General features: G+C 67.3%; 10 protein-coding genes. 3 read left to right on the top strand and 7 right to left on the bottom strand.

All coding sequences use genetic code 11. The features are described from left to right. Positions 1-4 precede the first annotated feature (4 nt). Together CDO44_RS22880 and CDO44_RS22875 are read right to left on the bottom strand one after the other, a co-directional pair. Complete coding sequence (locus tag CDO44_RS22880; RefSeq protein ID WP_087782562.1) at positions 5-817, bottom strand: formate/nitrite transporter family protein; 813 nt, start codon at positions 815-817, stop codon at positions 5-7. 277 nt (positions 818-1,094) lie between these two features. Then, positions 1,095-2,063, bottom strand: coding sequence for a LysR family transcriptional regulator (locus CDO44_RS22875; protein WP_087782561.1), 969 nt, complete (start codon positions 2,061-2,063; stop codon positions 1,095-1,097). A gap of 98 nt (positions 2,064-2,161) precedes the next feature. Between CDO44_RS22875 and CDO44_RS22870 the strand changes: the two genes are divergently transcribed. Next, entirely contained in the window at positions 2,162-3,370 is a 1,209-nt protein-coding gene (locus CDO44_RS22870; RefSeq protein ID WP_087782560.1) for an MFS transporter, read from the top strand. Between the two features lie 12 nt (positions 3,371-3,382). Here the strand turns inward: CDO44_RS22870 and CDO44_RS22865 are convergent, their stop codons facing one another. Continuing rightward, the gene (locus CDO44_RS22865) at positions 3,383-5,338 is read right to left on the bottom strand and encodes a tripartite tricarboxylate transporter substrate-binding protein (RefSeq protein WP_158213395.1); all 1,956 of its coding nucleotides are present in this window, start codon (positions 5,336-5,338) and stop codon (positions 3,383-3,385) included. A 168-nt stretch (positions 5,339-5,506) separates the two neighbouring features. On the opposite strand from CDO44_RS22865, the gene CDO44_RS22860 reads away from it, so the two are divergent. After that, entirely contained in the window at positions 5,507-6,427 is a 921-nt protein-coding gene (locus tag CDO44_RS22860) for a LysR family transcriptional regulator (RefSeq protein WP_087782558.1), read from the top strand. A gap of 6 nt (positions 6,428-6,433) precedes the next feature. Here CDO44_RS22860 and CDO44_RS22855 read toward each other — a convergent pair whose 3' ends face one another. The 4 genes from CDO44_RS22855 to CDO44_RS22840 form a co-directional block, all read right to left on the bottom strand. Further along, positions 6,434-7,102: a sensor histidine kinase gene (locus tag CDO44_RS22855; protein WP_158213394.1), complete on the bottom strand. Its 669-nt coding sequence runs from the start codon at positions 7,100-7,102 to the stop codon at positions 6,434-6,436. 103 nt (positions 7,103-7,205) lie between these two features. After that, positions 7,206-7,391, bottom strand: a complete 186-nt coding sequence (locus CDO44_RS22850) for a CsbD family protein (protein WP_087782556.1) — start codon at positions 7,389-7,391, stop codon at positions 7,206-7,208. Between the two features lie 119 nt (positions 7,392-7,510). Further along, positions 7,511-9,034, bottom strand: coding sequence for a helix-turn-helix transcriptional regulator (locus CDO44_RS22845; protein WP_087782555.1), 1,524 nt, complete (start codon positions 9,032-9,034; stop codon positions 7,511-7,513). A 109-nt stretch (positions 9,035-9,143) separates the two neighbouring features. Next, positions 9,144-10,136 carry a LysR family transcriptional regulator gene (locus CDO44_RS22840; RefSeq protein WP_087782554.1) on the bottom strand — a complete coding sequence of 331 codons (993 nt, stop codon included), beginning with the start codon at positions 10,134-10,136 and terminating at the stop codon, positions 9,144-9,146. Positions 10,137-10,315: 179 nt separating this feature from the next. Between CDO44_RS22840 and CDO44_RS22835 the strand changes: the two genes are divergently transcribed. Then, a complete protein-coding gene (locus CDO44_RS22835) occupies positions 10,316-12,409 on the top strand; it encodes a hydantoinase/oxoprolinase family protein (RefSeq protein WP_087782553.1) in 2,094 nt (697 codons plus the stop codon). Positions 12,410-12,422: the final 13 nt, after the last annotated feature.

The following is a 12,422-nucleotide window of genomic DNA, read 5'->3' as shown; positions in this document are numbered from 1 at the left end:
CGGATCAGTTGAAACTGCGCCTGGGCGCGGTCTTCACGTGGGTGGTGTAGAGCGTCAAGCCGGTCAGCGAGATGCCGCCCACCAGGTTGCCCAGCACCACGGGAATCTCGTTCCAGATGAGGTAGTCCATGATCGAGAAGTTGCCGCCCATGATGAGCGCCGACGGGAACAGGAACATGTTGACCACCGAGTGCTCGAAGCCCATGAAGAAGAACAGCATGATGGGCATCCACATGGCGATGACCTTGCCGCTGACCGAGGTGGAGATCATCGCGCCGACCACGCCCAGCGACACCATCCAGTTGCACAGCACGCCGCGGATGAAGATGGTCAGCATGCCGGCGGCGCCGTATTCCTTGTAGCCGAGCGTGCGGTTCTCGCCGATGTGCGAAATGACCTCGCCCACCTTGCCCGGCGGAACGGAAAAGCCGTAGGTGAAGACGATGGCCATGAGCAGCGCGACGGTGAGCGCGCCCAGGAAATTGCCGACGAACACGACGCCCCAGTGTTTCAGCACCGCGCCGAGCGTCACGCCCGGACGCCGCTCGATAAGGGCCAGCGGGGTCAGCACGAACACGCCGGTCAGCAGGTCGAAGCCCATGAGGTACAGGATGCAGAAGCCGACCGGAAAGAGCGCCGCGCCCAGGATGGCCGACCCCGTCTGGACGGTAATGGTGACCGCGAACACCGCGGCGATGGCCAGGATCGCACCGGCCATGTAGGCACGGATCAGGGCGTCGCGGGTGGCCATGTAGATCTTCGATTCGCCGGCGTCCACCATCTTGGTGACGAACTCGGAAGGGACGATGTAAGACATGATGGGTTCCAGTGGATTGCGGGCCGGCCCAAAACAAAAGGCGCCCTGGACCTCTGCGGTCCGGGCGCCATTGCCTGTGCCTTCGATTGCGCTGTCTGCCGGACTCGGGTCCGGAACCCTGGTCGATGCAATAGCCGTGCCAATGCGGGTGAATCGATGCGGCCCCGGCTGCATGCGAGCGCGCCCGGTCCGGTGCCGGCGACGCATGCCTGGCAAGCGGAAGGCGCACCATCGTGGTTCCTCATGGCGGTGCGCGAGCCGAAGCGGGCGCACCTTCCTAGGGCGCTAGGGTTTTCGGCGGCCGCCTGGTCGAACTCGCCGGCGGCACCATGCCGACCATGGCGGGCATGGCGGTGCGCATCAGCTCGACGAAGACGCGCAGCTTGGCCGGATAGAAGCGGGCGTACGGATAGATCAGGTATACCGGCAGCGGCGTGGCCTGCCATTGCGGCGCGAGATGGACGAGGCGCCCCGCCCGGATGTCGTCCGCGACCACCCAGGCCGACGAAATGCCCGCGCCTACGCCGGCCAGCACCGCGGTGCGCAAGGCGTAGAGGCTGTCGGTGCTGATCCGCGGCCGCACGGGAAAGCGGTGGACGTGGCCGTCCGACATGCGGGTCAGGCCGACCTCGTCGCGGTAATACATGTTCAGCGCCACCCAGGGCAGCGCGCCCAGGGCCTCGGCTTCCTGCGGCGGCGGGCCGTCCCCGAGCAGCGCCGGCGCCGCCACCACGATGCGCGGCACTTCCGCCAGCAGGATGGCGACCACGTCGGGGTCGTCCACCGCCCCGACCTGGATGGCGCAGTCCAGGCCTTCGGCGATGAAGTCGGCGCGCCGGTCCTGCAGCAGCCACTCCACCGAGACGCCCGGGTGGCGGCGCAAATAGTCGGCCAGGGGCGCCACCATCTGGTCCTGGCCGAACGCATGCGGCACCAGCACGCGCAGCGCGCCCCGCGGTTCGTCCTGCGCGCCGCGCAGGTCCGCCTCCATGGCGCGCCAGGTTTCCGTGAGCTCCTTGGCGTGGGCATAGCAACGTTCGCCATCGCCGGTCAGCTTCATGAGATGGGTGGAGCGCTGCAGCAGGCGCAGCCCCAGCATGCGTTCCAGCGCCTGCAGCCGCCGGCTGACAGTGGGCTGGGTGGTCCCCAGCTGAGCCGCCGCCGCCGACAGGCTGCCGGCTTCGACGATGCGCACGAAGGTCTGCATCAGCTCGATGCGATCAGTGGCCTGGGCGATTTCTTTCATACGTACAGCGTATAACAAATCTACGCTCTGGACGTCTACCCCTGGAGGGCTGGCGAATGCAGAATGCATCCCATACTCGAAACCTGGGGTTTTCACTGATGTCTTCCATTCAACTTACGCATGCAAACCAGCGCGAGAACGCCACGGGCCTATCCGGTTCGCTGGTGCTGCTGCTGGCGGCCGGAGCCGGCCTGAGCGTCGCATCCATCTATTACAGCCAGCCCATGCTCGGCCTGTTGGCGGCCGACATGAAAGCGGGCGAAAGCGCCGTGGGGTTCATACCGACGCTCACGCAACTCGGCTACGCGCTCGGCATCCTCCTGCTGGCTCCGCTGGGCGACCGCCACGATCGGCGCCGCATCATCCTGATCAAGTCGACGGTGCTGGCGGTGGCCCTGCTCCTATGCGGGCTGGCCCCGGGCATGGGGTGGCTGCTGGCCGGCAGCCTGGCGGTGGGATTGGCGGCCACCGTGGCGCAGGACATCGTTCCCGCCGCCGCCGCGCTGGCGCCCGACGCCCGGCGCGGCAAAGCCGTGGGCACGGTCATGACCGGCCTGCTGCTGGGCATCCTGCTGTCGCGCGTGGTGAGCGGTTTCGTGGCGGAATACGCGGGCTGGCGCGTCATGTACCTGGGCGCGGCCCTGTCCATCGTCGCCGTGGCCCTGGTCGCCGCGCGCGGCCTGCCCCGCTTCGCCGCGACCGCCCGGCTCGGCTATCGCGCGCTGCTGGCGTCCATGGCGCAGCTGTGGCGCCGCCACGCCTCGCTGCGGCGCGCCGTCTATGCGCAAGGCCTGCTGGCCATCGGTTTCAGCGCATTCTGGTCGACGCTGGCCGTCATGCTGCGCGACCACTTCCACCTGGGCAGCACGGCGGCCGGCGCCTTTGGCCTGGCCGGCGCCGCGGGCGCCCTGGCCGCGCCCTTCGCCGGCCACCTGGCCGACCGCCGCGGCCCCCAAGCCGTGGCTCGGCTGAGCACCGCCGTGGCCGCGCTCTCTTTCGCCAGTCTAGGCCTGCTTTTCGTGCTGCCGCCGCACGCGCAACTGGCGCTGCTCGTCGCCAGCGCCATCGGCTTCGACTTCGGCGTGCAGGCGTCGCTGGTGGCCAGCCAGACTTCCATCTACGGCCTGGAACCCGCGGCACGCAGCCGCCTGAATGCGCTGCTGGTCGCAGGCATGTTCGCCGGCATGGCGGCCGGCGCGGCGCTGGGCAGTTTCGCGTTCGCGCATTGGGGCTGGATGGGCGTGGTGGTGCTGGCGACGGCGGGGGCGCTGGGAGCGTTGGCGGTGCGCATGGGCAAGGACGCGTAGCGCCGCCGCCCGTCAGTTCTCCGGCACGATGTTCTCCTCCCGGATCACTTTGGTCCAGCGCTGTATGTCCTCCGCGACGAAGGCCTGGGCCTGGCCGGGGGTCGTATGCCATGGCGCGGCCGCCTGCTTGCGCAAGGTGCTTACCGCCTCAGGATCTCGCAGTACCGCCGCCACCGTCTCGTTCAGCCTGCGCACGACCGTCGGCGGCAGCCCCTTGGGACCCGCCAGCGCATACCAGGCGCTGACGTCGAACCCGGGCAGCACGGTCTCGGCCACGGTGGGCACGTCGGGCAGGCCCGGGTAGCGGTCGATCGACGTTACCGCGATGGGCTTGACCGAGCCCGCCTGGATCAGGTTCATCGCGTTGCCCGCGAGCGAGGTGAAGACGTAGGGCACTTCGCCACCCATCAGCGCCATGGTGGGCGCGTTGCCGCCCTTGTAGGGGATGTGGGTCAGCTGCAGGTCCAGGCTCGACTGGAACAGGACCGCGGCCAGGTGCATGCCGGTGCCCACCCCGCCGGTGCCGAAGTCGATGCTGCGCGGCCGGGCCTTGGCCTGGGCGACGAGTTCCTGCACGGTGGCCGCCTTGGCGCTGGGACCGGCCAGGATCACGAAGGGGCTGCGGGTGACCATGGATACCAGGGTGAAATCGCCGGCCGGATCGAAGGGCAGCGATTTGTACAGCCCCGGCGCGGCCGAGTGGCCCGAGGCCATGAAGAAGAGCGTGTAGCCGTCGGGCGCCGACTTGGCGACGAAGCTGGCGCCCAGGGTGCCGCCGGCGTTGGCCGGGAAGATGTTCATGCCGCGCGTGTCGACCATGACCAGGTCGGCCTGCTTGCCCGGGGTGATCGAGCCGGTCTTCTTGTCCAGCCCGAAGGCCTTGGCGCCGCCCAGGGTGGCCCAGTGGATGGCGTCGCGCGTCAGCGTGGAATGCTGGGTCTTGGCCGGCCACTTGCCTTCGGCGTAGAGGCTGCGGTTGTCCAGTTCGCGCTGGTGCAGGAAGGCGTGGCGCATGACCCACAGCATGGAGCTGTTGAAATACGGGTCGCAATCGGTGCCCAGGGACGGCGTGGCGCCATGCTTGACCAGCCGCCCGAGCATGGCGGGCTTTTCGTAGTTGAGCATCTCGGTCAGATTGGTCGCCGTGATGGTACAGCCGGCTTCCAGGACCAGCTTGAGCTCGTCGTCGTCGAAGCAGTTGCCGTGGCCGATGTTGTGGTCGGGGCCCAGCAGCCCTGCTTTGGCCAGCCTGGGATAGCCGTCCTCCACCACGCGCTTGCCCTTGCGGCCATAGGTATGCGCGGAGTTGATCAGGCCGTATTCGCGCGCCAGGCGGATGTCGTGCACGGCGACGTCGTATTCGCCCCAGTCCGGCCCGAGGATCGCCATCGCCAGTGTCACGAGCCCGTCGTCCGTGGCGAGCCGGCCGGTACGCAGGCGATGGATTTCCTCGCGCGGGAACGGCAGCTTGTAATAGGGGATCGCGCCTTCGCGCTCGGGGGGCTTGACCGTGCCGCGCGCGAAAACCGCGCGTATTCCCGAGGTTTCCAGGGCATCGATGGCGGCGTCGGTCATTTCGGCGTCGCGCAGGATGTGGCACCAGTCGACGATGGTCGTGGTGCCGTTGCGCAACTGGTTCAGGGCGCCGAGCAGGTTGCCCAGGTAGACGTCGCGCGCGGTGTAGTACGTGGCGAGCTTCTTGTGCAGGTTGGCGTGGTAATCGCGGCTGCCGACCCAGTCCGCGCCGATGCCGCGCAGCTGGTACTCCCAGGTATGGATGTGCGCGTTCACCATGCCCGGCATGACGATGCGGTCCGTCCCGTCCACGATGTCGTCGGCCTGGGCGGCCAGGCCGGGTGCCACGGCGGCGATCTTGTCGCCGTCGACGAGTATGTCGGCGCGGGAGAAGTCGCCCACGGCGGGATCCATGGAAAGAACGGCGGCGTTCCTGATCAGCGTACGGCTCATGTTTCCCCTCGAATGGGATGACAAGGTTCGTCCGGCGGCGGCATCGGGGTGATGGCCCGCCGGGCTGTGGCACAGGACGCGCGCGACTGCGTGAACGAATGTTGACATTTTCGAGATCGGCGATAAACATCGTCGGATCAAAAAATTGCTTTCCAATCCGGAAAAAATATGGACCGGTTCGTGGCGATGTCGGTGTTCCGCAAAGTCGTCGAACACGAGAGCTTCACGCTGGCCGCGCGCCAGCTGGGCATGTCCGTCGGCACGGTCAGCAAATATCTCTCGTGGCTGGAGGTCCACCTGGGCACGTCGCTGCTGGCGCGCACCACGCGCCGGCTGAACGTGACCGAAGCCGGGCGCAACTACTACGTCGAATGCGTGCGGTTGCTGGACGATCTGGATGAGGTGGAGCGTTCGGCCGCGCTGCTGCAGACGCTCCCGCGCGGGCTGTTGAAGGTGCGCGCCCCGGTCTCGCTCGACTACGCCGGCTTCGGCCACATGGTGGGGGAGTTCCTGCGGCAGTTTCCGGCGGTCAAGGTGGAAATGACGCTCAACGACCGCTTCGCCGACCTCGACGAGGAAGGGTTCGACGTGGCGCTGGCCTTGGGGAGCAACCAGAAATACACCCACCATCCCACCCATGCGACACGCGCCATCGCCCGCATGACGCGTACCCTCGCGGCCTCGCCCGCCTATCTGTCGGAGCATCGCGAGCCGTCATCGCCGCCGGAGCTCAAGCAGCACGACTGCCTGGTCTACGACCGCGGTCCCGCGCCGGACGAATGGCATTTCTCGGATGCGAAGACCGAACGCATGGTGCACGTCGGCGGAAGCTTCCGCAGCAACAACAGCCAAGTGCTCAAGGACGCCTTGCTCGAAGGCTGCGGCGTAGGCATGCTGCCCACCTTCATGATCGCCGACGAATTGCGCCGGGGGCGCCTGGTGCCGGTCATGCCCCGCTGGACGCCGGCCTCGCGCACGCTTTATGCGATCTATCCGCGTCCCCGGCATTCCTCGCCCAAGGTGCGCGAGTTCGTGGAGTTCGTAGCGGCGCGATTCGACGACGACGCACGCTGGCGCCTGGACCGTTGACCGGCCTCAGGCGCGCAGGCCGATGACGGCAACCACCCGGGTGAACGGAACCGTGCGGTCGATGGACAACGTCCCTCCGCTGTTGGCGCATACGCGCGAGACCAGCCGCAAGCCGAAGCCGGCGTCGCGCGGGATATCGAAGGGGACCGGAAAGCCGTCGCCGTCGTCCTCGATCGCCATGGTGATCGAGGCGGGACCCGGATGCAGCGAGATGCGCACGTCGCCCTTGCCGTACTTGATGGCATTGGTCACCAGCTCGATCAGCACCGATCCCAGCGAAACAAGCATGCCGGCTTCCAGCTGGAACTCAGCGTCGCAGGTAAACGCCAGAAGCCGCGCGGATCGCGGATCGACCAGGGCGGCTTGCAGCTGCCGCGCCAGTTTCTCGAAGTGCTCCGAGGCATTCGGCGCCCGGGCCGGTTCATGCTGGTAAGCGTGTTCGTGCAGGCGCACCAGGCTTTCTATGCGGCTGACCGCGATACCGAGTTCCCGCCGTACTTCGGCGTTGCCGGACCGACGTGCCTGCACTTGCAGGGCGCTGGAGATGAGGTTCAGGCCGTTGTGCACGCTGTGGTGGAGTTCCCGCAACCGCATCGAATGGAGAGCGGCGTCATCTTCGTCATGGGGGCTCGAGGTCGTGTCCTGGCTGGGTGATGAATCGTCTTTCGGCGGCACGCTCGTCTTCATAAGGTGGCAAAAAGGCCGGCTCGCGCCGGCTGCGGTTTGACACGCGGGCTCGCTGGGGCCGGTCTGTGGCGAACCGTCCTCATGCCCCCGCCTATTTCTTGTTCACTTCGTCGCGCAGCCTGTCCTTGGCCTGGCCGAAATTGCGTTGCACGGTACCCGTGGACTTCTCGATCTTGCCTTCCATCTCGCCGGACCGGTTGCCCGTCAGCTTGCCGGCCGTTTCCTTGACGGTGCCCTTTACTTCCTTGGCCGCGCCCTTGATGCGATCCTTGTCCATGACGGCTCCTCATCGATGTGGTGCCTGCGCTTCCCTTGCCGGAACCCGGAGGGTTAGACGGACTTTATCGCCGAGCACCGGCCCGGGCCAGATGATCGCGTACTAGCGCGCTAGTATTTTCATCCCGAGCCGTTGCCGTTCTGATGCCGCTTGGTGCCGTTGCCCGGTTTCTCGTAGCCCGTCACGCCGCGCTGCCGCGCCCAGACGATGGCATCGCTGCGGCGGTGTACGCCGATCTTGCTGTACAGCGTGGCGATGTGATTGCGTACCGTGTTGGGCGACAGCTGCAACGTCTTCGCGATCTGTTCGTTGTCTTCCCCCTGGCACATGAGTCCCAGCACCTCGTGTTCGCGCGGCGTGAGGTCCGACAGCTGGGGCGAGCCCGCCTGGGCGTCCTGCGGCCGCCGGATCTGCGCGAGCTTCTCGATGACGGTGCGGCTGAACCACGACGCATCCTGCATGACGGCGTCGATGGCGGCCACGAGCTCCTCCTCGCTGCGCTTGCGTTCGGTGATGTCCTGGATCGCCGTCAGGACGCAAGGCTGGCCGTGGATGGACACGGTCTCGGCCGACAGCAGGCAGTCCAGCACTTCGCCGCCGCGGGTGCGCAGGCGGACCTCCTCGTTGCGCAGGCTGCCGCTGACCTCCAGCTTGGCCCGCAGGCGCCTCTGGGTCGCCTCGTCCGCCCAGAGCTTCAGTCGCACCGCATCCTTGGCCAGGATCTCTTCCGCGTCGTAGCCCGTGGTCTCGACGAACGCCTCGTTCACGTCCATCAGCAGGAAGCCCTCCAGAGAGCTGACGGTCATCGGCACCGGCGCCAGCATGAATGCCTTCGAGAAGCGCTCTTCGGTCTGGCGCAGCGCGTCTTCGGCCCGCTTGCGCGGCTCCAGGTCCATGAAGGTGAAGAGCATGCAGGCTTCTTCGCCCACCTCGATCGGCTGGCCCGCGACGATCACGAGCTTGGTCTCGCCGCCGTGCAGTCGCAGCGTGGCCTCCATCTGCGGAATGGTCCTGCCTTCCTGCAGGTGGCGGATCGCCTCCTCGCGCTTGGCGGCTTCGTTCAGGACATCGAGCTCGTAGGCCGAGCGGCCGATGACCTCCTCGCGCGCAAAGCCGGTCATTTCCAGGAACCCCTGGTTGACCTTGACGTAGCGCAGGTCGGAGAGACGGCAGATGATGGCCGGCGCGGGATTGGTGTTGAACGTCCGCTCGAACCGCTCTTCGGCGCCGAAGCGCTCGGTGACGTCCTGGATCACCAATGCCAGGGATTCGGCTTCGTCCGAGGCGTTGGTCAGGATGAGGCCCCGCACCTGGTGCATGCGCCGGAAGGATTCGTCGCGCGGCTTGGTGACTTCGACGACCACGTCGCTGAAACACTCGCCCGCCAGCACGCGCATGATCGGGTACTGCTCGGGCGTGAGCACGTGGTTGTTGCGGTATTTAAGCGCGTACGCCGAAACGTAGTCGCGCGCCGTCTTGCCCAGGCTGGCCAGGTTGCGCGCGCCGTGAATGGCCAGCGCCGTCTCGTTGGCCCAGACGATGGAGGCGTCGGGGTCGATCAGCACGACCCCCTCGGACAGACCGGCGATGATCTGCTGCAACTGCCGGCGATCGACGCGCGGCTTCTCGATGGACTTCTTCATCCGGCGGTTCCGATGACGTGTTGATTCCTATCGCCGGATGATGCTTGCACGCCTCATCTGGGGAGCGGGTCCTTGGCGGGGCAAAGGTCGCGCTGAGTGTATCCCATCGTCATGGCATCCGGGATCGGACAGATGGGCGTAGCCGGGTGAGGCGGTTTTTCGGACGGGAAGGGGGAGCGGCGGGAGAAGCTTGCGGCGGGCACAGGTCTCCGCCCCACTCGTCGACGATATCCTGCAGCATGGCGGAGACCGCCTGGCAGGCGGGGGTGAGCATGCCCGATTTCGGCAGGGCGAGCGTGACATAGCGGCGCAGGTCCGGGTTGACGACGCGCGTGGCCTGCAGCGATCCCTGTTTGAGTTCATGCATGATCGAGTAAGGCCCCAGGATGGCGTACACCGATTGGGTCGCGGCGAGCTCCTTTTGCGCCGTGAGCGAATCGGCCTCGATCGCCGCGCTGAGCGCGAACCCCTTGCTGCGGGCGGTCTCGTCCAGGATGGAACGCCAGTGCGCCGGGCGCCGCGGCAAAACCAGGGGCAGGCCCTGGAGGCGGGCGAAATCGATGGTCGGCGCCTGGGTGAGCGGGTCCCCCGGCCGCGAGACCAGGTAGGTGTGCCCGGTGGCCAGCAGCCGTTCTTCCGAGCTTGCCGGCTTGTGGAAACGGAACAGGATGGCCATGTCGACCAGCCCGGCGTCGAGCAGGGCGTCGAGCTCGCCGCCCTGCCCTTCGCGCACGTTGAGTCGGATCAACGGGTACCGCGCGCGCAGGCGGCCGAACAGCGTGGTCAGGAGGGGATGGGCGGCGGAGGGGAGGATGCCCAGCCGGACCTCTCCCATGGGGACCGAAGAAGTGGAGCGGATCTCGCGGAACAACTGGTCGGTGTCGGCGAGCCAGCTCCGCACGCGCGTGATGATGTGCTCGCCCAACTCGGTGAGGACCACGCCGCGGCCGGTGCGGCGGAACAGCCTGCCGCCGCACTCGCGTTCGAGATTGCCGATCTGGCGGCTGATGTGCGATTGCACCGTCTGGCGCGCCGCCGCGACTTTGGTGAAGCTGCCGGTCTCGGCGACTTCGACGAACAGCTTCAGGTCGGCTTGGTTCATGGCAGCGGCGCGTCGGTAAAGACATCTCTATTTTGGCATGTCTGAAATCTCTGATTCAAGGCTAGGAAGATATCTGCGCCCTTCCTACACTGCGAATCGTCACGACGTCGCGCGATCCGTACGGACATCCGATCAACGGCGCCGGGCCCGCCCCGGCCGCCCGAACTGCGTCCACCACCATGACAGAACCCAACCTGGCGCCAGAGGCCGCGCCCCTGCGCATCGCCGTGGATATCGGCGGCACGTTTACCGACATGGCCGCGTTCGACGAAAGCGCCGGCACCCTGCATTTCGGCAAGGCCCTGTCCACGCACGGCCGCCTGGTCGAAGGCATCCAGCACACGCTGGACGGCGCCGGCATCGACCTGCGCAACGGCTATCTCTTCCTGCATGGCTCGACCATCGCGATCAACACGCTGCTCGAGCGCAACGGCGCCAAGACCGCGCTGCTCATCACCGAAGGGTTTCGCGACATCTACGAGATCGGCCGCGTGAATCGCCCCGATGCCTACAACCTCTTCTTCGCCAAGCACACGCCGCTGGTCAAGCGCTCGCTGCGCTACGAGGTGCAGGAACGGCTGCGCGCCGACGGCAGCATCCACAAGCCGTTGAACGAAGCCCTCGTGCGGGAGGTCGCCCGCGAACTCAAGGCGCAGGGCGTGGAGGCGGCCGCGGTGCTGCTGCTGCATTCCTATCGTCAGCCAGGCCACGAGAAGCGCGTGAAGGAGATCCTGCTGGAGGAATTGCCGCACGCCTTCGTCACCGCTTCGCACGAACTGTCGCAGGAATACCGCGAGTTCGAGCGGGTGTCGACCGCCGTCGCCAACGCCTATGTCGGACCGCGCGTGTCGGCCTACCTGGGACAGCTGGAAACCCACCTGGGCGAGCGCGGCTTCGGCGGCGATTTCTATGCGGTGCAATCCACCGGGGGACTGTTCCCGCTAGAACATGCGCGCCGCGAATGCGTGCGCATGCTGGAGTCCGGGCCTGCAGCGGGCGTCATCGGCGCCCAGGCGATATGCGCGCAGCTCGGGCTGCCCGACGCCATCGCGTTCGACATGGGAGGCACGACGGCCAAGGCCGGCGTGATCAGCGAAGGCCGGCCACTCACCACCGGCAGCGCGCTGATCGGCGGCTACGAAAAGGCCCTGCCCATCCAGATTCCGATGATGGATATTTTCGAAGTGGGCACGGGCGGAGGCAGCATCGCGCGCATCGAACTGGGCAACGCGCTGCGCGTCGGCCCTCAAAGCGCGGGCTCGATGCCCGGGCCGGTCTGCTACGGCCGCGGCGGCACCGAGCCCACCGTGACCGACGCGAATCTCATCCTGGGGCGCCTGGATGCGGAGCATTTCCTGGGCGGCGAGATGCCGCTGGACCTGGAGGGCGCGCGCACGGCCATGCGCGATCGCGTCGCCGCGCCGCTGGGGCTGGAGACGATCGAGGCCGCGGACGGCATCCTGCGCATCGCGGTGACCGCGATGTCCCATGCGGTCAAGGCCGTCACGACCGAACGCGGCCTGGACGCGGGCAGCTTCACCATGGTGGTCTATGGCGGGGCCGGTCCGCTGCATGCCTCGGCCATCGCGCGCGAGCTGGGCATACGGCGCGTGCTCATTCCCTATGCGCCGGGATATTTCTCGGCCTACGGCATGCTGTTCAGCGACCTGCGCTACGACTACGTCCGTTCGGTGTTCCGCCACCTGGAGGACTTGTCGTTCGACGAGATCGAGGCGCTGTACGCATCGATGGAGGAAGAGGGGCGGGCCGCGGTGGCCGCCTCGGCGGTGCGGCCGGACGATATCGTCATCGAGCGCTCGGCCGATATGCGCTACGTGGGCCAGGAACACGCCGTGACCGTGGATCTGCCGCGCGCGTACTTCGAGCGCCGCGACCGCGACGCCATCAAGCGCCACTTCGACGACGTCCATGCCATCCGCTACGGCACCAGCGCGCCGGCCGAGCCGGCCGACATCGTCAGCCTGCGCGTGACTGTGATGGGCGTGATGCGCAAGCCCCCTCGCCATGCCGTGCCGGCCGGCGGCGACGTCCCGCCCGAGGCCGCGCTGCGCACGACCAAGCCGGTGTATTTCCGCACCCACGGCCAGGTGCAGACGCCCGTCTACCGCCGGGACGCCCTGCTGGCGGGCAACCGCATCGCCGGTCCGGCATTGATCGAAGAGCATGCGTCCACGACCGTCGTGCAGCCGGGCGACGAACTGACCGTGGACGACTGCGGCAACCTGCATGTGGCCATCGGGAGCGAACGCTGATGAACGCGCGAGA

This window comes from Pigmentiphaga sp. NML080357 (assembly GCF_002188465.1).
GTDB lineage: Bacteria > Pseudomonadota > Gammaproteobacteria > Burkholderiales > Burkholderiaceae_B > Pigmentiphaga.
The sequence above is the reverse complement of the archived record's forward strand: the minus strand, read 5'-3'. Positions and strand labels throughout refer to the sequence as shown.